Here is a 19,941-nt window from a genome sequence, read left to right as displayed (position 1 = left end):
GCTTGCCTGCCGGATCTCGGACTCCGGCTACTTCTCGATGACCTCGCCGTCGGTCGCCGCCTTGACCTCGTCGTCGTATCCGCTCGCCGCGTCCGCCACGGACCCGTCGCCCGTCGTGACCTTCTCCATGGCCTCCTGCACCGCGGTGGAGACCTTCGGGTACGCCGGGTACGCGGGCCGGTAGTGCGTCGATGCCACCAGGTCGGTGAAGAACTTCAGGCCGGGCTGCGCCTTGAGGTACGCGGGGTCGGCGGCGACGTCCTTGCGGACCGCGATGCCCGAGTTCGCCACGTACCACTTCTGGGCGTTGGCCTTGGTCTGCATCTGCTCGATGAACTTGAACGCCAGGTCGGGGTTGGACGCCTTGGACGGGATCGCCCAGGTCCACCCGCCGGACATGCTCACCTTGCCGGGGGCCTCGCCGTTCTGGGTCGGCATGTGGGCGAGGCCCAGCTTCTTCGACCACTCGGGCCACTCGTGACCCGCACCCTTGCCCCAGTCCTGCGGCAGCCAGGAGCCGTCGAGGTTGATGCCGAGCTTGTCCTCGGGGAGGAGTTCGCCGCGCACCCGGGTGGCGAAGTTCGGGTCGAGGGCGTCGGATACCTCGGGGCCGAGCTTCTCCTTGTAGACCGTCTCGACGAACTCCAGGGAGTCCTTGAAGCCCTGGCTGCCGGTGACCCACTTCTTCGACTTCGGGTCGTACATCGGGTCCTCGCCCGTGCCGTACAGGAGCATCTCCATGCCCTGCATGGTGGCCGCCTCGCCCGCGGGCTTGCCCGTGTAGACGTTCATGGGCGTGACGCCTGGGACCTTCTTCTTGATGGTGCGCGCCGCCTGCAGGATCTCGTCCCACGACTTGGGCTGCCAGTCGGCCGGCAGTCCGGCCTTCTTGAAGATGCTCTTGCTGAACCAGAGGCCGCGGGTGTCGGTGCCGTCCGGCACGCCGTACGTCTTGCCGTCCGCCGCCTTCGCCGCCGACTTGGACGTGTCGATGAACTGGTCCCAGTCCTTCCACTTGTCCAGATACGGGTCGAGCGGCTTCAAGTACCCGCTGGTGATGTCCGAGTTGATGAGGAAGGTGTCCTCGTAGACCAGGTCGGGCGCGGTCTTCGGGGAGCGCATCATCTGCTGCAGCTTGGTGTAGTACTCGGAGTCCGGCGCCTTGATCGGCACCAGCTTCACCTTCTTGCCGGGGTTCTCCTTCTCGAACTGCTTCTTGATGTCCGCCAGGAAGGTGTCCATGACCTTGACCTGGTTGTCCGTGGACTGCTTGAAGGAGACCTTCACGGTGTCCGGATCGTCGCCGGAGTCCCCGCCGCACGCGGTGAGGGTGCCGGCGGCGACCAGGGCGGTGGCGAGGAGCAGAGGGGTGGTGGGACGCACGGGCACGACCTCCTACTGGCCGACGCGGCCGGATTACCACGCGGGGCGCAACGCGGGGCTGCCCGGTGAACGTAAGGGCGCGTTCGGAGCAAGGTCAATGCCCGTGCGTCGCCCCTTGTCATCAACGTGACAACGTTGTTATTGGAGGCGGCGCACGGACGCTTCCGTGGTTTCGGAGGGGTGGCAACCGGCGTACCCGGGCGGGGACTTGAGGGGTCAGGTGTTCGACGTCAGCCAGCGGTAGGCGTACTCGGGGCGGCCGACGTGGCCGTACTGCGGGGTGCGGGCGGCGCGGCCCGTGGTGACCAGGTGCTCCAGGTAGCGGCGCGCGGTGATGCGGGAGATCCCCACGGTCTCGGCGGCGGCCGCGGCGGTGACGCCCTCGGGGGGCGCGTCGCGCAGCGTGCGGGTCACTCTTTCGAGGGTGGGGCCGCTGAGCCCTTTGGGCAGGGCGGCCGGTCCGGGCGCGCGCAGGGTGGCCAGGGCGCGGTCCACCTCGTCCTGGCCGGTGGCCTCGCCGGCCGCGGTGCGGAACTCGGCGTAGCGGGTGAGGCGGTCGCGGAGGGTGGCGAAGGTGAAGGGCTTCAGGACGTACTGGATCACGCCCAGGGAGACGCCCTCGCGTACGACCGCGAGATCGCGGGCCGACGTGACGGCGATGACGTCGGTGCGGTGGCCGGCGGCGCGCAGGGTGCGAGCCAGCTGGAGGCCGTGGCCGTCGGGGAGGTGCAGGTCAAGGAGGAGGAGATCGACCTCCGTACGGTCCAGGGCGCGTTTCGCCTCCGCCGCGCTGTGCGCCTTGCCCACGGCGTGGAAGCCGGGGATGCGGTTCACGTACAGGACGTGGGCGTCGGCGGCCACGGGATCGTCCTCCACGACCAGGACGCGGATGGGCTCTGTCACGTGGTGCCTCCGTCTGCCGCGTCCGGTTCGGCGGACGCCTCTTCGCCGGCACCCGGTGTCGTCGGCACGAGGGCGGCGGCCGCCGTCCGCAGGAGGACCTCGAACTCCGCGCCGCCACCGGGCGCTTCCCGCACTCTAAGTGTCCCCTCGTGCTTGGTCACCGTCTGGTGGACCAGGGCGAGGCCCAGACCGCGGCCCGCCGTGGCCTTCGTGGACCAGCCGCGCCGGAAGACCGCCTCCGTGTGGGCCGGGTCGACGCCGGGGCCCGTGTCGGACACCCGCAGCGTGAGTCCCGCCTCGTCCGCGCGTGCCGTCACCGTGACGCGGGCCGCGGGCGAGCCCTGGGCCGCGTCCACCGCGTTGTCGATCAGGTTGCCGAGGACCGTCACCAGGTCGCGCGCGGGCAGGGCGGCGGGCAGCATCCCGTCGTCGATGCTGCTGTCGGGAGACACGACGAGTTCCACGCCGTGTTCGTTCGCCTGGGCCGCCTTGCCCAGGAGCAGGGCGGCGAGCACCGGCTCGCTCACGGCCGCGACCACCTGGTCCGTCAGCGTCTGGGCCAGCTCGAGCTCGGCCGTGGCGAAGTCGACGGCCTCGTCCGCGCGGCCGAGCTCGATGAGCGAGACCACCGTGTGGAGACGGTTGGCGGCCTCGTGCGCCTGCGAGCGCAGCGCCCGCGTGAAGCCGCGTTCCGAGTCGAGCTCGCCGGTCAGCGCCTGCAGCTCGGTGTGGTCGCGCAACGTCACCACCGTGCCCCGGCGCTCGCCGCTCGACACGGGCGAGGTGTTCACCACGACCACCCGGTCCGCCGTCAGGTGCAGCTCGTCGACCCGCGGTTCGGCCGCGAGCAGCGCGCCAGTCAGCGGCGCGGGCAGGCCCAGCTCGGCGACGTTCCGGCCGATCAGACCACCGCCCTCGCCCGATACGCCGAGCAGCTCGCGCCCCCCGTCGTTGATGAGGGCGATGCGCCGCTGTCCGTCCAGCATCAGGAGGCCCTCGCGCACGGCGTGCAGCGCGGCCTCGTGGTAGTCGTGCATGCGGCTCAGTTCGGTGGCGTTCATGCCGTGGGTGTGGCGGCGCAGGCGGGCGTTGATGACGTACGTGCCGAGTCCGCCGAGCGCGAGCGCGCCGGCCGCGACGCCGAGCAGGGTGAGCAGCTGGCCACGCGCCTTCTGGCTGATCTCCTCGATGGTGATGCCCGCGCTGACCAGGCCGGTGATCCGGCCGCTGCCGTCGTCGGCCAGGATCGGGGTGACCACGCGCACCGAGGGACCGAGTGTTCCCGTGTACGTCTCGGTGAAGGTCCTGCCCCTCAGCGCCTCCGCCCGGTGGCCGAGGAAGCGCTCGCCGATCTGCTCCTCGTCGGGGTGGGTCCAGCGGATGCCGTCGGGGTCCATGATCGTGACGAAGTCGACGCCGGTGTGCAGGCGTACGGCGGTGGCGTACGGCTGGAGGGTGCTCGTCGGGTCCTTGCCGTCCGCGGCCTCACGCACCGAGGGGGAGTCCGCGACCGCGCGCGCCGCGGCGGTCGCCTGGCGGCGCGCGCCCTCCTCGGCCTGCTGCCGGTCGCTCAGATACGTGAAGAGCGCACATCCGGCCACCACGACGGCGACGAGCACGATCTGCATCGCGAAGAGCTGTCCGGCGAGGCTGCGCGGCCGGGGCGGACGGGCGAGGGGCATGCTGCCAGTCTGCCTCGCCTTATAAGTGCGAACTAAATGAACGTAAGGGTGACCGCCCTCACAGGGCGAGAGATAGTCACCCGAGATTCGCCTGCCCAGGACGTGAGCCGCACGCACTGGCCGAAAAACGCCGACGTAGTCGTTCAAGGAGGGCCCTCGTGGCCGACACCACCGACAGCCAGGTGGCCAAGGCTCCCGCAGCCAAACGGGACCGCACCCACTATCTGTACATAGCCGTCATCATCGCCGTGGTCCTCGGTATCGGTGTCGGCCTGCTCTTCCCCGACTTCGCCACGGAGCTCAAGCCGATCGGCACCGGCTTCGTGAACCTGATCAAGATGATGATCTCGCCGATCATCTTCTGCACGATCGTCCTCGGCGTCGGGTCGGTCCGTAAGGCCGCCAAGGTCGGCAAGGTCGGTGGCCTCGCGCTCGCCTACTTCGTCGCGATGTCGGTCGTCGCGCTCGCCATCGGCCTGCTCGTCGGCAACATCCTGCACCCGGGTTCGGGCATGGACATCAGCGACTCCGACAAGGGCGCGGGCCACACCGCGGCCGACGAGGCGAACAAGGGGCTCGTCGACTTCGCGCTCGGCATCATCCCGAAGACGCTGGTCTCCGCCTTCACCGAGGGCGAGGTGCTGCAGACGCTGCTCGTCGCGCTGCTCGTGGGCTTCGCCCTGCAGGCCATGGGCCGCTCCGGGGCACCGGTCCTGCGTGGCATCGAGCACATCCAGAAGCTGGTCTTCCGGGTCCTCGGCATGATCATGTGGGCCGCTCCGGTCGGCGCGTTCGGCGCGATGGCGGCGGTGGTCGGCGAGACCGGCACGGACGCCCTGAAGGCGCTGGCCACGATCATGATCGGCTTCTACGTCACCTGCGCGCTGTTCATCCTCATCGTGCTCGGCACGCTGCTTCGCATGGTGACCGGGGTCAACCTCTTCAAGCTCCTGAAGTACCTGGGCCGCGAGTTCCTGCTGATCCTCTCCACCTCGTCGTCCGAGTCCGCGCTCCCGCGGCTCATCGCGAAGATGGAGCACCTGGGCGTCAGCCGCCCGGTCGTCGGCATCACCGTCCCGACGGGCTACTCCTTCAACCTCGACGGCACGATGATCTACCTGACCATGTCGTCGCTCTTCATCGCCGAGGCGATGGACCAGCCGCTCGGCGTCGGCGAGCAGATCTCCCTGCTCCTGTTCATGATGATCGCGTCCAAGGGCGCAGCCGGTGTCTCCGGCTCCGGCATCGCGGTCCTGGCCAGCGGCCTGCAGTCGCACAAGCCGGCCCTGGTGGACGGCGTCGGCCTGATCATCGGCGTCGACCGCTTCATGAGCGAGGCGCGCGCCCTGACCAACTTCGCGGGCAACGCGGTGGCCACGCTCCTGATCGGCACGTGGACCAAGGAGGTCGACCGGCAGCGGGTGGACGACGTCCTCGCCGGACGCCTGCCGTTCGACGAGAAGACGCTGCTCGACGACGGCGCTCCCGAGCGCGACGAGGCGGACCCGGAGGCGGCGGACACGGTGGACGCCGTCCCGACGCAGCCCGGCAGCAGCGAGAAGAAGTCCCTGACGGCCTAGCCGTCGACAGTCGCCGCTCTCCTTTCGGCGACCTTCGTCACCAGCTCGGTGGCTTGTGAGGCGGGCAGGCCCGCCGCGGTCAGAAACGTGATCGCGGTGGACCTGCCCGCCTTTTCCGCTGGTACGACACCGTCGTTGACGGCCTCCATCACGGCGAACAGGATCCCTTCGAGCACGTAGCCGAGCGCTCGCGTCGGCAGCGGCGAGACGAACGTGCCGTCGTCCAGGCCGCGCTGGAACGTCTCCAGGCCCTCCTCGTGGACGCGGCCGAGCCGTTCACGGATGCCGCCCATCGTCACGCTCCGCTCGCCGAGGGAGAGCAGCAGGCGGTAGCGGTCGGCTACCTCCCATACGGCGAGCAACGAGCTGGCCACCGCCTCCGCGGGGTCCTCGACGCCCGCCCGGCCCGCGGCGTGCGCGGTCTCCACCGCCGCGATGGCCCGCTCCACGATCGCCTCGATCAACGCGTCACGGCTGGGGAAGTGGCCGTAGACCGTCCGCCGCACGACGCCCGCGGCACGCGCGATCTGGTCCATGGAGGCGTCTGGGTCGCGCAGCAGCTCGGCGACCGCGACGTCGAGGATGCGGCGGCGGTTGGCGTCGGCTCTGACGCTGCTCGCGGGGCGGGGATTCATGGCCCCATTCTGCCCACTCGGCCGCGCCCCCGCTCCCCCACTTGCACACTGCTGTGCAACATGGAGTATCTTGCACAGCAGTGTGTAGTTGCACAGGGTTGTGCAATGTCTGTGCGATGCCCGCGCCATGCGTGTGCGAGAAACGGGATGGGTGAGATCCGATGCCTCTGCTGATCAAGGAACCGGTCGAACGGATGGACCGTCCGTACGCCCGCCGCTGGTGGGCCCTGGGCGTCCTGTGTCTGAGTCTGCTGATCGCGGTGATGGCCAACACCGCGCTGACGGTGGCCGCGCCCGACATGACCATGGACCTCGGCCTGTCCAGCTCGGACCTGCAATGGGTCATCGACGCCTACACCGTCCCCTACGCCGCTCTGATGCTGCTGCTCGGCGCGATCGGCGACAAGTACAGCCGCCGGGGCGCGCTGGTGCTCGGCCTGCTCATCATGTCCGTCGGCGCCGCCGCGGGCTCCGTGGTCGACAGCTCCACGGCGGTCATCGTGGTCCGCGCGGTGATGGGCGTGGGCGCTGCCCTGATCATGCCGGCCACGCTTTCACTGCTCGCGGCGACCTTCCCGCGCGCGGAACGTGCCAAGGCGATCACCATCTGGGCGGCCACGTCCGGCATCGCCATCGCCGCGGGCCCGCTGATCGCGGGGGCGCTGCTGCGTGACAACGGCTGGCACTCGACGTTCCTGATCAACATCCCGGTGGCGGTGCTCGCGATCGTCGGCGCGTTCGTCCTCGTACCGCCCTCCAAGGCGGCGCGGCACGGCCGGATCGACTACGTGGGCGGCCTGCTCTCGGTCGTCTGGGTGGGCTGCCTGATCTTCATGATCATTGACGGTCCGCACTTCGGGTGGGGCGTGCGCGCGATCTCGGCGGCGGTGGTGGCGGGCCTCGGTCTGATCGCCTTCGTCGTCTGGGAGCTGAAGCACCCGCGCCCCGTCCTGGACGTACGCAAGTTCACGCAGCGCGGCTTCGCGGGCTCGAACCTCGCCGTGGCGCTCTTCTTCCTCGCGGTGTTCGGCGCCTTCTACTACCTGACCCAGCACCTCCAGTTCGTCCTCGCGTACGACCCGCTGGAGACCGGCATCCGGATGCTGCCGCTGGCCGGCGCGGTGTTCGTGGGCTCGGCGGTCACCGGCATCCTCGCGCCGCGTATCGGCGGCAAGATCATGGTGGTCGCGGGCATGGTCGGCGGCACGGTCGCGCTGGCGCTCCTGACGCAGATCGAGGCGGGCTCCACGTACGGGGACTTCGTGGCGCCGCTGATCATCCTCGGCCTCTCCCTGGGCTTCGCGGTCTCGCCGTGCACGGACGTCATCATGGGCGCGTTCCCCGAATCGGAGCTCGGCGTGGGCGGCGCGGTCAACGACACCTCGCTGGAGCTCGGCGGCTCGCTCGGGATCGCGGTCCTCGGCTCGGTCCTCGCGAACGCGTACTCCTCGAAGCTGGCCGACGAGACCTCGGGCAGCAAGCTTCCCGCCTCCGCGCTCGACACGGCCCAGGACTCCGTGGGCGCGGGCAACGGCGTGGCACAGGGCATCGCCGATCAGGCGCGCGAGCTCTCGGCGAAGGCGGCGCAGGCGTCCTCGCCCCAGGAGGCGGCGCAGCTGAAGTCGCAGGCGCAAGAACTCGCCGGGGGCGCGCACCAGATGGCGGACGCGGTGGGCTCCGCGTTCTCTGGCGCGGTGGCCCACACCAGTCTGATCGGTGCGGTGATTCTGGGCGTGGGGACCGTGGTCGTGGCGGTACTGCTGCCGGGGCGGCGGAAGGGGGCTACGGCTGGGACCGAGGCCGGGGCCGGGGCCGGGGCCGAGGCCGGGGCCTTGGAGGCCGAGGAGACCACGGGGGCTCCGGAGGCCGCCGAGGCCGCCGAGGCCGCCGAGGCCGCGGGGCGGCGGTAGGCGTGGGCGGCGGCCCGGGTCCGGGTCCGGGGGGCGAGTGCGGCGCCGTTCCGGGCTGAACCGCCGCTTCGCGGCGGATGCTTTCCCGCCCACCCACCCGATTGCCCCGGGGGGCACTGTTGCCCTACGTCTGGTGTGAGCTGCCGGGTAAACGGGTGGGCGGGACGGCGGAGCCGGCGTCCCGCCCTGAGCCGCAGGGAGGGCCAACTTGCCGGAGAAGATTCGTGACTGCCTCGCCTGCGGGCTGGCCGACGGCACGGAACCGCTGCGCGGCGGCACCCTGCTGCGCACCCCGCACTGGACCGTCGAGCACTGCACAGGGCCCCTCGGCGTCGGCACCCTCATCGTCAAACCGCTGCGGCACATCACGGGAATACACGAGCTCGGCGTCGAGGAAGGCGCCGAGCTCGGTCCGTTGCTCACGCGGGTAACCGCCGCCGTGCGCAAGGAAGTCTGCGACGAGTGCGAGCAGGTGTACGTCTGCCTCTGGTCGCACGCCGGGCGCGTGCCCGGCCATGTGCACTTCGTCGTGCAGCCCGCCCGTACCCGTGACATCGACCGCCACGGCCGCGTACACGGCCCCGCTCTCCAGTCGGCGATGTTCACCGAGGGCATGGCGCCGGAGCAGGGGGCCGTGGAGGAGTTCTGCGGGCGGGTGCGGCGCGTGCTGGGTGAGGGTTCCGCCATCTAGGTGGGCGCGTGCGCAAACTGTTGACTCTTGTTCAAACCTGCCAGTAACTTCAGCGTTGCACCACTGAGAATCGCCGAAAGCCGCTGAAGCCTGCTCAAAACGCCCCCACGGTACGGCTGTTGGCGCACGCGGCTTGCTCGCTCCTCTCCGGGAACGCCCCCCATCGGATTCAAAGGAGACTCCAGATGGTGATCCGCGCACGCGCCCTGCGCCTGGCAGCCGCCACTCTCGCCGCCGCAGGTACCGCCACCCTCGGCCTGGCCGCCGCACCCGCCCAGGCGGCCGGCGCCGACCCGCTCGACTACGTCGCCCTCGGCGACAGCTTCAGCGCCGGTTCCGGCGTCCTGCCCCTCGACGTGACCGCGCCTCTCCTCTGCGCACGCTCGACCGCCAACTACCCGCATGTCGTGGCCAAGCGGACCGGCGCCCGGCTCACCGACGTGACCTGCGGCGGAGCGCAGACCAAGGACTTCGCGGGATCGCAGTACCCGGGCGTCGCACCGCAGCTCGACGCCGTCAAGGCCGACACCGATGTCGTGACGCTGACCATCGGCGGCAACGACAACAACACCTTCATCAGCGCGATCCTCGCCTGCGGGTCCGCCGGAGTGCTCTCCGGAGGCAAGGGCAGCCCCTGCAAGGACGCCAACGGCGACAAGTTCACCCGGCAGATCGACGCGAGCACGTACCCGGCGCTGAAGACCGCCCTGCAGGCGGTCAAGGCAAAGGCTCCGAACGCGCGCGTCGGCGTACTCGGCTACCCGTGGATCGTCCCGGAGAAGTCCGACCCCAGTTGCTTCGCCAAGATGCCGATCGCCACCGGGGACGTCCCCTACCTGCGTGATCTCCAGGCCCACCTGAACAAGGCCGTGCAGCGCGCCGCGTCCGAGACGGGAGCCACGTTCGTCGACATGGCCGCCGCCTCGAACGGGCACGACGCCTGCAAGCCGGTGGGCACGCGCTGGATCGAGCCCGTGCTGTTCGGCAGCAACTTCGTGCCGGTGCACCCGAACGCCCTCGGCGAGTCCAGGATGGCCGACCAGGCCATCGGCGTACTGAAGCTGGGCTGACCCGCGAGCCGAGCGCGACAACTACCGTCACCCGTACGGTAGTTGCATGAGTACACCACAGGACGTCGACTTCTGGTTCGACCCCGTCTGCCCCTACACCTGGCTGACCTCCCGGTGGATCCGGGAGGTCGAGCAAGTGCGGGACGTCCAGGTGCGGTGGCGGGTGATGAGCCTCTCGGTGCTCAACGAACACCTCGACGTCGACCCCGAGGACCCCGAGGGGCAGTGGGGCGACTACATGCGGGGTCCGGGCCGGGTCTGCGCGGCGGTGGCCGCTCGGCACGGGAGCGAGGCGCTGGGCAGATACCTCGACGCGCTCGGGGTGCGGCTGCACGAGCGGGGCGAGTGGGACGGGGCCGAGCGCGCACTCGCCGATGCCGGTCTGCCCACGGAACTCGCGGCGGTCGCCTGGACCGAGGAGTACGACGACGCCGTGCGGGCCTCGCACGAGCGGGGCATCGCACTGGCCGGCCCCGACGTAGGGACGCCGGTCCTGTCCGTCCAGGGCGTGGGCGCCGTCTTCGGCCCGGTCGTCTCGCCCGCGCCGAAGGGGGAGGCGGCGGGGCGGCTGTGGGACGGGGTGGTGCTGATGGCGGGCGTCCAGAGCTTCCACGAGCTGAAGCGGGCTTACGGCGAACTCGACTTCGGCTGATTCCCGAGCCGGCCGCGGAGCCCCAAGTCCCCCCGCTTGCTTACCTTTTCGTAAGTACCTGACTAATTAGTCCGTACTTGTGAGGAGGCGGGCGCTCGCCAAGCATGGTGGTCATGACGAACCAGCAGCACAAGACCTCTGTGACCGTTCTCGGCCTCGGCGCCATGGGCCAGGCCCTCGCCGGCGTCTTCCTCCGGGCCGGGCACCCCACCACCATCTGGAACCGCACGCCCGGCAAGGGCGGAGACCTGGTGGCCCGGGGGGCCACGCGCACCACGACCGCGGCCGAGGCCGTCCGCGCCTCGGACGTGGTCGTCGCCTGCCTCTACGACTACGCCGCCTCGCAGGCCGTGCTCGACCCGCTCGCCGCGGAACTGCGGGGGCGCACCCTGGTCAACCTCACCTCCGACACCCCGGAGCGCTCGCGCGAGGCGGCGGCCTGGGCCGCCGGGCACGGCATCGACTACCTGGACGGCGCCATCCTCGTGCCGGTGACGGTCATCGGCACCGCCGACGCACTGCTCTTCCACAGTGGCCCGAGGCCGGTGTACGAACGGCACGAGAGCACGCTCAAGGTGCTCGGCGGCAACACCGTGTACCTCGGTGAGGATCACGGCCTCGCGGCCCTCTACGACAACGCCCTGCTCGACTTCTTCTGGACCAGCATGTCCGGCCTGGTGCACGCGTTCGCGCTGGCCGGGGCGGACGGCGTGAAGGGCGCGGAGCTGGCCCCTTACATGAGCGCCCTGCTGTCCATCTTCCCGGAGGCCATCGAGTCGACGGCGGTCGAGGTCGACTCCAACGAGTACCCGGGCGAGCAGGCCCCGCTGGTCACGGAGGCCGCCAATGTCGACCACATCATCCACGCCTCCGAGCACCGCGGCCTGGACGTGGGCGCCTTGACCGGCATGAAGGCCGTCCTCGACCGGGCCATCGCCAAGGGGCACGGCGCGGACGGCTGGACGGCCACGATCGAGGCCGTACGCGGCGCACGCTGAAGCGGCGTACGGTGAAAGTGACTGCCGTCACAGACCAGGAGCCGTGCGATGACCGGTGAACCGAGCTTCTTCGAGATCGGCGTCGAGGACCCGGAGCGGGGGCGGGTCTTCTACGGGGGACTGCTCGGCTGGTCCTTCGAGCCGGGCCCCTCGGGGCAGGGGTACGTGATCGGGACCCCGGGTGTCTCCGGCGGCATGCACGGCGGTGACGCGGGGGCCGTGCCCTATCTCTTCTTCCAGGTGGACGACCTGGAGACGGCCCTGGCCAGAGTGATCCAACTGGGCGGCACGGTCGAGGCGCCCCTCGGCGGTGAGAGCGACGAGTCCGACGCCGCCTTCGGCCGCTTCCGGCTCTGCAAGGACGACCAGGGTTCATCCTTCGGCCTGCACCAGCCGCCGAAAGCGCGCTGAGAGCCCGCTGAGGACCTGCCGGAAAGAGACCGCCCGGCACGCTGGCCTTGACGCCTGCGTCAAGGATTACCGTCGTAACCATGCGCATCGGCGAACTTGCGGAGCGGGCCGGCACCACCACGCGGACGCTTCGGTACTACGAGTCACGGGGGCTGCTGCCCGCTCGGCGCAGCGGCAACGGCTACCGCACCTACGACGAGGACGACGTGCGTCTCCTCCAGCAGATCAGGACCCTGCAGGACTTCGGGTTCGATCTGGAGGAGACGCGGCCCTTCGTGGAGTGTCTGCGCTCGGGGCACCCGGCGGGCGACTCCTGCCCTGCCTCGCTCGACGTGTACCGCCGCAAGATCGGTGAACTCGACGCTCTTATCAGTGAGTTGAGTGCGGTGCGCGAGCAGGTGGGCGCACAGCTGGTGCGCGCGGAGGCGGCGGTTCCGGGCGGTCCGGACCCGCGGTGCGAGCTGACGGGCTGAGAGGGAGCGGAAGCATGGCGATGGTCAAGGCGGACGGCGTGGCCGAGGTGACGGACGCGGACTTCGAGGGGGAGGTGCTCAAGGCGGAGCTGCCGGTGCTCGTGGAGTTCGGGGCGGAGTGGTGCGGCCCGTGCCGGCAGCTCGCGCCGGTGCTGAGCGAGATCTCGCGCGAGGAGGCGGACCGGCTGAAGATCGTGCAGCTGGACGTGGACCACAACCCGGAGACGGCGATGGCGTACGGGATTCTCTCGGTGCCGTCCCTCCTGGTGTTCCGGGGCGGCGAGCCGGTGAAGTCCATGGTGGGGGCGCGCCCCAAGCGCAAGCTCCTCGCCGAGCTCGCGGAGGCCGAAGTGCTCTGATCCAAGCGCTCACACGCACGCGGAAAGAGAAATGCCCCGGACGAATTGACGTCCGGGGCATTTCCTGGCGTATATTAGATCCTTTCGCGACCTCATGCCCATCTGGACATACCGGTATCGCGAGAATCTGTATAAGAGCACTGTAACTGGCGAGGGGCTGAATTGTCAACCGAGGAATTGCGGGAAGAGCAGCAATTCGTCTCCGGGCTGTACGCGCGCCTCGACGCGCTGCGCGAGGAGGCACAAGCCGCCGTGCAGGCGTCGTTGACGCAGGTCGGCAACGGTCTGCAGGCCAGGCTTGAGCGTGACGTCCTGGTGGCCGAGCGGTCCGGACTGCTGGCCGCCTTCGACGCGGGAGAGAACGGCCTCTGCTTCGGCAGGCTCGAATTCCGCGACGGCCGTGATCACCACATCGGACGCATCGGAATCCGCGCGTCAGACATCGAACGCACCCCATTGGTGATCGATTGGCGCGCGGACGTGGCGCGTCCCTTCTATCTCGCCACCGGGCATACGCCGATGGGTCTGCGCAGGCGCAGGCACATCACCACCGAGGGCCGCGACGTCACGGCCCTGCACGACGAGATCCTCGATCTCGGCGACACCACACGCACCGGGCACGAGGGCGCGGACGCCGACGAGGTGCTGCTCGCCGCGCTCGACTCGGCACGCACCGGGCGCATGCACGACATCGTGCAGACCATCCAGGCCGAGCAGGACCGCATCATCCGGGCCCCGCACCACGGCGTACTCGTCGTCGAGGGCGGTCCCGGCACCGGCAAGACGGTCGTGGCGCTGCACCGTGCCGCGTTCCTCCTCTACGCCCACCGCCGGCTGCTCGCCAAGCGTGCCGTCCTGATCGTCGGCCCGAACCCCGCCTTCCTCGGCTACATCAGCGAGGTCCTGCCCGCGCTCGGCGAGACGGGCGTCCTCCTCTCGACGGTCGGCGAGCTGTTCCCCGGGGTGAGCGCCACCGGCACCGACACCCCGGAGGCCACCGAGCTCAAGGGCCGCGCGGAGATGGCGGACGTGCTCGCCGCCGCCGTGCGCGACCGGCAGCGGACTCCGGAGCCCGGCTCTCCGATGATCATCGAGCACGACGACGGCGACCTCGTCCTGGACTGGACGATCGCCCAGGAGGCCCGCGAGGCCGCTCGTGAGGCGGACGTCCCGCACAACCTCGGCCGGCCGCACTTCGCCTTCCGCGTCATCGACATGCTCACCGAGCAACTCGCCGAGCGGCTCGGCGCCGACCCGTACGGCGGCCCGAACTTCCTCGGCCCCGACGACATCGCCCAGCTCGGCAAGGCGATCGCGGCGAGCCCCGAAGTGCACGCGGCCATCGAGGGGTTGTGGCCCCAGCTCACCCCGGAAGTCTTCCTCGCGGACTTCCTGGAGGAGCCGACGCCGCATCTGCCGGAGGAGGACGCCCGGCTGGTCCGGCGACCGCGCGACGCCGCGTGGACGGCCGCCGACGTCCCGCTGCTCGACGAGGCCGCCGAGCTGCTCGGCAGCGACGACAGCGCGGCGAAGGCGATGGCGGAGGCCGAGCGCGCCAAGCAGATCGCCTACGCCCAGGGTGTCCTCGACGTCTCGTACGCATCCCGTACCTACGAGTTCGAGGACAAGGACGACGACGAGTCGGAGGTCCTGCTCGCGCACGACATCATCGACGCCGAGCGGATGGCCGAGCGCCAGGAGGAGGCCGACCACCGCAGCGCCGCCGAGCGCGCGGCGGCCGACCGGACGTGGGCCTTCGGGCACATCATCGTCGACGAGGCGCAGGAACTCTCCGCCATGGCCTGGCGGTTGCTGATGCGGCGCTGCCCGACCCGCTCGATGACGCTGGTCGGCGACCCCGCACAGACCGCGGAGGCCGGCGGCTGCGGCTCCTGGGAGACGATCCTGTCGCCGTACGTCGAGGACCGCTGGGAGTACACGCGGCTCGGCGTCAACTACCGCACGCCGGTGGAGATCATGGACGTGGCCGCCGAGGTGCCCCGCGTCGAGTACCCCGAGTTCCAGCCGCCGAGCTCGGTGCGGTCCACGGGCGTGCTCCCCTGGGCGCACCTCACCGATGACCTCGCCGCGGCCGTGGCCGACGCGGTGGCGGCCGAGGCACGGGCCGAGGGCCGCCTCGCGGTGATCGCCCCGCGCGAGCTGCATGGCCGGCTCGCCGAAAAGCTCCCCGGTGTGACGGCCGGGGAGGCCCCGGACCTGACGCGGACGGTCGTCCTGATCGATCCGCGTCAGGCGAAGGGCCTGGAGTTCGACACGGTCCTGGTCGTGGAGCCGGGCCGCTACGGCACGAGCGACCTGTACGTGGCCCTGACCCGGGCCACGCAGCGCCTCGGCATCCTGCACGCCGAGGAGCTGCCGGTGGCGCTCAAGCAGGTCGCAGCCACACCGTCGCCAGCGGCGGCAGGGTGAGGCGCAGGGACGCCGGGCGGCCGTGCGACGCCACCGGCTCGGTCTTGACCGGGTCCGGGTTGGTGACGTCGCCGCCGCCGTAGCGGCCCGCGTCCGTGTTCAGGACCTCGTGCCAGGTGGTGTGCTCGCCGGGGACGCCAAGGCGGTACTCGTGCCGCACCACCGGCGAGAAGTTGGAGACGGCCAGCAGCGGCGCCTCGTCCCTCTCCTCCTCGGCGTACCGCAGGAACGCGAAGACGTTGTCCTCGGCGGCGTCGCCCTCGACCCAGGCGAAGCCGCCGGGGTCCGTGTCGCGCTGCCACAGGGACGGTTCGCCGCGGTAGACGGTGTTGAGGTCGCGCACGAGATCGCGTACGCCCCGGTGGTCGGCCTCCGCCCCGTACGCGGGATCGAGCAGCCACCAGTCGGGACCGTGGCCCTCCGCCCATTCGGCGCCCTGTGCGAACTCCTGCCCCATGAAGATGAGCTGCTTGCCGGGGTGGGCCCACATGAAGCCCAGGTAGGCGCGGTGGTTGGCGCGCTGCTGCCACCAGTCGCCCGGCATCTTCGACACCAGGGACCGCTTGCCGTGCACGACCTCGTCGTGCGAGATCGGCAGGACGTAGTTCTCGCTGTAGGCGTACACCATCGAGAACGTCATCTCGTTGTGGTGGAACTTTCGGTGCACGGGCTCCTTCGACACATAGTCGAGGGAGTCGTGCATCCACCCCATATTCCACTTAAGGCCGAAGCCGAGCCCGCCGAAGCCGCCGGGGCCCTGGTGGTGCGTCGCGCGGGTCACGCCGTCCCATGCCGTGGACTCCTCGGCGATGGTGACGACGCCGGGCGCGCGGCGGTAGACGGTGGCGTTCATCTCCTGGAGGAAGGCGACGGCGTCGAGATTCTCGCGTCCGCCGTGCGCGTTCGGCGTCCACTCGCCGTCCTCGCGCGAGTAGTCGAGGTACAGCATCGAGGCGACGGCGTCGACGCGCAGACCGTCGATGTGGAACTCCTCGCACCAGTAAGTGGCGTTGGCGACAAGGAAGTTGCGCACCTCCTTGCGGCCGTAGTCGAACTCCAGGGTGCCCCAGTCGGGGTGCGCGGCCCGGCCCGGGTCCTCGTGCTCGTACAGCGTCCGTCCGTCGAACTCGGCGAGCGCCCAGTCGTCGCGCGGGAAGTGCGCGGGCACCCAGTCCATCAGGACGCCGATGCCCGCCCTGTGCAGCGCGTCGACGAGGTACTTGAAGTCGTCGGGCGTGCCGAGGCGTGCCGTGGGCGCGTAGAAGCCGGTGACCTGATAGCCCCACGAGCCACCGAAGGGATGCTCGGCGACCGGCATCAGCTCGACATGGGTGAACCCCAGGTCGGCGACGTACGCGGGCAGTTGCTCTGCCAGTTGGCGGTACGTCAGGCCGGGCCGCCAGGAGGCCAGATGAACCTCGTACACGGAGAAGGGGGATTGGTGGACGGGCACCTCCGCCCGGCGCGCCAGCCACTCCGCGTCACGCCACTCGTGGTGCGACTCGTGCACGACCGAGGAGTTCGCGGGCGGCGCCTCCGTACGGCGCGCGAGCGGGTCGGCGCGGAGCGTCTTCGTGCCGTCGGGCCGGGTGATCTCGTACTTGTACAGCTCGCCCTCGCCCACGGACGGCACGAACAGCTCCCAGACCCCGCTGCCGCCGAGCGAGCGCATCGGGAACCCCGTCCCGTCCCAGAAGTTGAAGCTCCCCACCACACGCACGCCCAGGGCGTTGGGCGCCCACACCGTGAAGCGGGTCCCGGTCGCCCCCTCGTGCACCATCGGGCGTGACCCGAGCGCGTGCCACAGCTGCTCGTGGCGGCCCTCGCCGATCAGATGCAGGTCGAACTCGCCGAGCGCGGGCAGGAAGCGGTACGCGTCGTGGATCTCCAGTTCGGCGTCCTCGTACGTGATGTGGAGGCGGTAGTCATCGGGGGCCTCGCGCAGCGGGAGCACCCCGGAGAAGAACCCGTCCCCGTCGTCCCGCAGCTCCGCCCGCAGATCCTTGGCGACGACGGCGACGGAACGGGCGTACGGCCGCAGCGCGCGGAAGGCGATGCCCTCGCGCACGACGTGGGCGCCGAGCACCCCGTGCGGGTCGTGGTGGGTGCCGCCCAGGAGACGGGCACGGTCCTCCTGGGTGACGGGCGACTCGGGGCGGGCGGCCTGTGGCTCCGCTGCCTGCTTGGGCGGCTTGGGCTGCTTCTGCCGGGGCGGCTCGGGTTTCCTGCCGGCGGCCTCCGGCTTCCGCTTGCCCTTCTTGCTGGCCTCGTCGGACGGTTTGCGCGGCTGCGGGCGGGGGGTCACGGGGGAGCCTCCTCGGCGATGGCAGGTCAGTGGGGTTCGGTGGCGGGGCCGTTCGTGGCGAGGCGTTTGATCGCGGCAAGGGGGACGGGGAGCCAGTCGGGGCGGTGGCGGGCCTCGTAGAGCACCTCGTAGACCGCCTTGTCCGTTTCGTAGGCGCGCAGCAGAACAGGGTCCATGCGCGGATCGCGGCCCGAGACCTCCGCGTACCCCGCGCAGTACGCCGCCCGGCAGTCGCCCGCCCACTCGGGGGCCCACGGCGTTGGGGTGTCCCCCGCTCGAACGGAGTTGAGAGCTTGGGGACGGGAGCGCGCCGCGTAGTCGAAGGACCGCAGCATGCCCGCCACGTCACGCACCGGCGGCTGCGGCATCCTGCGTTCGGAGAGCGGGCGCGACGGCTCACCCTCGAAGTCGATCAGTGACCACTCCCCGGCGGGCGAGCGAAGGCACTGCCCCAGGTGCAGGTCCCCGTGGATGCGCTGGGCCGTCCAGGTCTCCTCGCCACGCCCCAGGTCGGCGAGCGCCTCGTAGGTGGTGTGCAGCGCGGGGGCGTACGGCTGCAGCGCGGGCACCGCCCCGGCAGCCGTGGTCAGGCGCTCGGCCATGCCCTCGGCGATCAGATCCACCTGGACGCGGCCCAGCGTGACCGTGGGCAGTGCGCGGGCCAGCGCCCCGTGCACCTCGGCGGTCGCCCGGCCGAGCGCCCGCGCCTCGCCGGTGAAGTCGCGCCCCGCGGCGAGCTCCCCGAGGGCCAGCTCCCAGCCGTCCACCGTGCCCTTCAGGTAGGGCTGGAGCACGCCGAGGACGCTCACGTCGTCCCCCGTGTCCGCGAGGAACCAGGCGGCGGGCGGGGGGACCTGCGCGCAGCCGTCGCGGGACAGCACCAGCGGCAGCTCCAGGTCCGGGTTGGACCCGGGCACGATGCGGCGGAACAGCTTCAGTATGTACGTGTCGCCGTACACCAGCGAGGAGTTGGACTGTTCGGCGGCGAGGACACGCGGTGCGAGATCCGCGCCTATGTCCTTGCGCCGGTCGCGCTCGAAACGCAGCTTGCCGACGCGCGCCTGCGTGCGCAGCGCTTCAAGAAGGAATCCGGACATCCGGGAGTCGTGCAGCGCCTCGTAGACCGTGAACCCGCTGAGCGGGCCGCGCGTCGCATGGCCGATCAGCGCGGGAGCGAGTCGTGGCGGCAGCTCGCGCCGTACGCCGAGCAGGAGTTGATAGCAGTCGGCGGGCATCGGGGGCGCGCCGCCCGCCTGCCCCGGCACCTGGGGCTGCCGGACCTGCACGATCAGGTGCAGGAGCCCCGACTCGGAGGTGGGGGGCAGCAGTTCGGTCGCCGTCACGACGGTGAAGTCGGTGATGGGGCGGCCTTTGCCCGCGAACCAGCGCTGCCGTGGCAGCCACGCGCGCAGCAGCGGATCGAGCGAGGCGAGCAGCGCGTCCGCGGTGATGCCCGGGCGGGTGACGGCTTCCGACATGGCGTCGCGTCCTTTCCGCGGTGCGGACAAGGGAGAAGTGCGGGAGTGCCGGTTGTGCGGGGAGAGTTCCCAGGGCGGGGCGGGGGAAACCGCCCCGCCCGGGAATGACAGGGGTGGAGCCTACGCCTGGTCCCTGCGCAGCCGGAACCAGTAGAAGCCATGTCCGGCCAGAGTCAGCAGATAGGGCAGTTCGCCGATGGCCGGGAAACGCACCCCGCCGATCAGCTCCACCGGATGCCGGCCGTTGAACGTCTGCAGATCCAGTTCCGTGGGCTGCGCGAACCGCGAGAAGTTGTGCACGCACAGCACCAGATCGTCCTTGTACTCGCGCAGGAAAGCGATCACGGCCGGATTCGACGACGGGAGTTCCGTGTAGGAGCCGAGTCCGAAGGCGGGGTTCTGTTTGCGGATCTCGATCATCCTGCGGGTCCAGTGCAGGAGTGAGGAGGGTGATGACATGGAGGCTTCGACGTTGGTGACCTGGTAGCCGTAGACGGGGTCCATGATCGTGGGGAGGTAGAGGCGCCCCGGGTCGCAGGAGGAGAAGCCGGCGTTGCGGTCGGGCGTCCACTGCATCGGCGTGCGCACGGCGTCGCGGTCGCCGAGCCAGATGTTGTCGCCCATGCCGATCTCGTCGCCGTAGTAGAGGATCGGGGAGCCGGGCAGGGAGAGCAGGAGTGCGGTGAAGAGTTCGATCTGGTTGCGGTCGTTGTCCAGGAGGGTGGCCAGGCGGCGGCGGATGCCGATGTTGGCGCGCATGCGCGGGTCTTTGGCGTATTCCGCGTACATGTAGTCGCGTTCTTCGTCGGTGACCATTTCGAGGGTGAGCTCGTCGTGGTTGCGCAGGAAGATGCCCCATTGGCAGCCGGAGGGGATGGCGGGGGTCTTGGCGAGGATTTCGGAGACGGGGTAGCGCGATTCGCGGCGGACGGCCATGAAGATGCGGGGCATGACGGGGAAGTGGAAGGCCATGTGGCATTC

General features: G+C 70.5%; 17 protein-coding genes. 10 read left to right on the top strand and 7 right to left on the bottom strand.

The genetic code is table 11. The features are described from left to right. Positions 1-27: 27 nt before the first annotated feature. From ACWD02_RS07935 to ACWD02_RS07925, 3 genes are all read right to left on the bottom strand, one after another. The gene (locus tag ACWD02_RS07935; protein WP_451205945.1) at positions 28-1,383 is read right to left on the bottom strand and encodes an extracellular solute-binding protein; all 1,356 of its coding nucleotides are present in this window, start codon (positions 1,381-1,383) and stop codon (positions 28-30) included. Positions 1,384-1,599: 216 nt separating this feature from the next. After that, positions 1,600-2,286 (bottom strand): response regulator, encoded by a 687-nt coding sequence (locus tag ACWD02_RS07930; RefSeq protein ID WP_451205942.1) that lies wholly within the window; start codon positions 2,284-2,286, stop codon positions 1,600-1,602. After that, positions 2,283-3,968 (bottom strand): sensor histidine kinase, encoded by a 1,686-nt coding sequence (locus ACWD02_RS07925; RefSeq protein ID WP_451205939.1) that lies wholly within the window; start codon positions 3,966-3,968, stop codon positions 2,283-2,285. Before ACWD02_RS07925 ends, ACWD02_RS07930 begins: the two co-directional genes overlap by 4 nt. A gap of 182 nt (positions 3,969-4,150) precedes the next feature. Between ACWD02_RS07925 and ACWD02_RS07920 the strand changes: the two genes are divergently transcribed. After that, positions 4,151-5,548 carry a cation:dicarboxylate symporter family transporter gene (locus ACWD02_RS07920; protein WP_451207393.1) on the top strand — a complete coding sequence of 466 codons (1,398 nt, stop codon included), beginning with the start codon at positions 4,151-4,153 and terminating at the stop codon, positions 5,546-5,548. On the opposite strand, the gene ACWD02_RS07915 is transcribed toward ACWD02_RS07920, so the two are convergent. Beyond that, on the bottom strand, positions 5,545-6,183 hold the full coding sequence (locus tag ACWD02_RS07915; RefSeq protein WP_451205936.1) for a TetR/AcrR family transcriptional regulator: 639 nt from the start codon (positions 6,181-6,183) through the stop codon (positions 5,545-5,547). The genes ACWD02_RS07920 and ACWD02_RS07915 overlap by 4 nt on opposite strands. A 161-nt stretch (positions 6,184-6,344) precedes the next feature. Between ACWD02_RS07915 and ACWD02_RS07910 the strand changes: the two genes are divergently transcribed. The 9 genes from ACWD02_RS07910 to ACWD02_RS07870 all read left to right on the top strand — a co-directional run bounded on the left by ACWD02_RS07910 (position 6,345) and on the right by ACWD02_RS07870 (position 15,177). Then, positions 6,345-8,093, top strand: coding sequence for an MFS transporter (locus ACWD02_RS07910; RefSeq protein WP_451205934.1), 1,749 nt, complete (start codon positions 6,345-6,347; stop codon positions 8,091-8,093). A 208-nt stretch (positions 8,094-8,301) separates the two neighbouring features. Then, positions 8,302-8,784 (top strand): HIT family protein, encoded by a 483-nt coding sequence (locus ACWD02_RS07905; protein WP_451205931.1) that lies wholly within the window; start codon positions 8,302-8,304, stop codon positions 8,782-8,784. Between the two features lie 185 nt (positions 8,785-8,969). After that, positions 8,970-9,854 (top strand): SGNH/GDSL hydrolase family protein, encoded by an 885-nt coding sequence (locus tag ACWD02_RS07900; RefSeq protein WP_451205928.1) that lies wholly within the window; start codon positions 8,970-8,972, stop codon positions 9,852-9,854. 46 nt (positions 9,855-9,900) lie between these two features. Further along, positions 9,901-10,506 carry a mycothiol-dependent nitroreductase Rv2466c family protein gene (locus ACWD02_RS07895; RefSeq protein ID WP_451205925.1) on the top strand — a complete coding sequence of 202 codons (606 nt, stop codon included), beginning with the start codon at positions 9,901-9,903 and terminating at the stop codon, positions 10,504-10,506. Positions 10,507-10,619: 113 nt separating this feature from the next. Continuing rightward, positions 10,620-11,504, top strand: coding sequence for an NAD(P)-dependent oxidoreductase (locus ACWD02_RS07890; protein ID WP_451205922.1), 885 nt, complete (start codon positions 10,620-10,622; stop codon positions 11,502-11,504). Between the two features lie 48 nt (positions 11,505-11,552). Continuing rightward, complete coding sequence (locus ACWD02_RS07885) at positions 11,553-11,915, top strand: VOC family protein (RefSeq protein ID WP_451205919.1); 363 nt, start codon at positions 11,553-11,555, stop codon at positions 11,913-11,915. 80 nt (positions 11,916-11,995) lie between these two features. Next, complete coding sequence (locus ACWD02_RS07880; protein ID WP_451205916.1) at positions 11,996-12,388, top strand: MerR family transcriptional regulator; 393 nt, start codon at positions 11,996-11,998, stop codon at positions 12,386-12,388. A 20-nt stretch (positions 12,389-12,408) separates the two neighbouring features. Beyond that, the gene (gene trxA / locus ACWD02_RS07875; RefSeq protein WP_451207392.1) at positions 12,409-12,747 is read left to right on the top strand and encodes a thioredoxin; all 339 of its coding nucleotides are present in this window, start codon (positions 12,409-12,411) and stop codon (positions 12,745-12,747) included. 162 nt (positions 12,748-12,909) lie between these two features. Next, the gene (locus tag ACWD02_RS07870; RefSeq protein ID WP_451205913.1) at positions 12,910-15,177 is read left to right on the top strand and encodes a HelD family protein; all 2,268 of its coding nucleotides are present in this window, start codon (positions 12,910-12,912) and stop codon (positions 15,175-15,177) included. Here ACWD02_RS07870 and glgB read toward each other — a convergent pair. The 3 genes from glgB to ACWD02_RS07855 all read right to left on the bottom strand — a co-directional run. Then, positions 15,134-17,482: a 1,4-alpha-glucan branching enzyme gene (gene glgB / locus ACWD02_RS07865; RefSeq protein WP_451205911.1), complete on the bottom strand. Its 2,349-nt coding sequence runs from the start codon at positions 17,480-17,482 to the stop codon at positions 15,134-15,136. The genes ACWD02_RS07870 and glgB overlap by 44 nt on opposite strands. A 26-nt stretch (positions 17,483-17,508) precedes the next feature. Further along, entirely contained in the window at positions 17,509-18,960 is a 1,452-nt protein-coding gene (locus ACWD02_RS07860) for a maltokinase N-terminal cap-like domain-containing protein (protein ID WP_451205908.1), read from the bottom strand. Positions 18,961-19,080: 120 nt separating this feature from the next. Next, positions 19,081-19,941, bottom strand: an 861-nt coding sequence (locus ACWD02_RS07855) for an alpha-glucosidase C-terminal domain-containing protein (protein WP_451205905.1), incomplete at its 5' end; no start/stop codon positions are given.

Source organism: Streptomyces sp. NPDC002853 (assembly GCF_053591915.1).
The sequence above is the reverse complement of the archived record's forward strand: the minus strand, read 5'-3'. Positions and strand labels throughout refer to the sequence as shown.

Excerpts from the sequence above, each read along its gene's own strand:
- ACWD02_RS07925 (WP_451205939.1), bottom strand. The coding sequence starts at position 3,968 with ATGCCCCTCGCCCGTCCGCCCCGGCCGCGCAGCCTCGCCGGACAGCTC.
- ACWD02_RS07915 (WP_451205936.1), bottom strand. The coding sequence starts at position 6,183 with ATGAATCCCCGCCCCGCGAGCAGCGTCAGAGCCGACGCCAACCGCCGC.
- ACWD02_RS07910 (WP_451205934.1), top strand. The coding sequence starts at position 6,345 with ATGCCTCTGCTGATCAAGGAACCGGTCGAACGGATGGACCGTCCGTAC.
- ACWD02_RS07900 (WP_451205928.1), top strand. The coding sequence starts at position 8,970 with ATGGTGATCCGCGCACGCGCCCTGCGCCTGGCAGCCGCCACTCTCGCC.
- ACWD02_RS07895 (WP_451205925.1), top strand. The coding sequence starts at position 9,901 with ATGAGTACACCACAGGACGTCGACTTCTGGTTCGACCCCGTCTGCCCC.
- ACWD02_RS07890 (WP_451205922.1), top strand. The coding sequence starts at position 10,620 with ATGACGAACCAGCAGCACAAGACCTCTGTGACCGTTCTCGGCCTCGGC.
- ACWD02_RS07885 (WP_451205919.1), top strand. The coding sequence starts at position 11,553 with ATGACCGGTGAACCGAGCTTCTTCGAGATCGGCGTCGAGGACCCGGAG.
- ACWD02_RS07880 (WP_451205916.1), top strand. The coding sequence starts at position 11,996 with ATGCGCATCGGCGAACTTGCGGAGCGGGCCGGCACCACCACGCGGACG.
- trxA (WP_451207392.1), top strand. The coding sequence starts at position 12,409 with ATGGTCAAGGCGGACGGCGTGGCCGAGGTGACGGACGCGGACTTCGAG.
- ACWD02_RS07860 (WP_451205908.1), bottom strand. The coding sequence starts at position 18,960 with ATGTCGGAAGCCGTCACCCGCCCGGGCATCACCGCGGACGCGCTGCTC.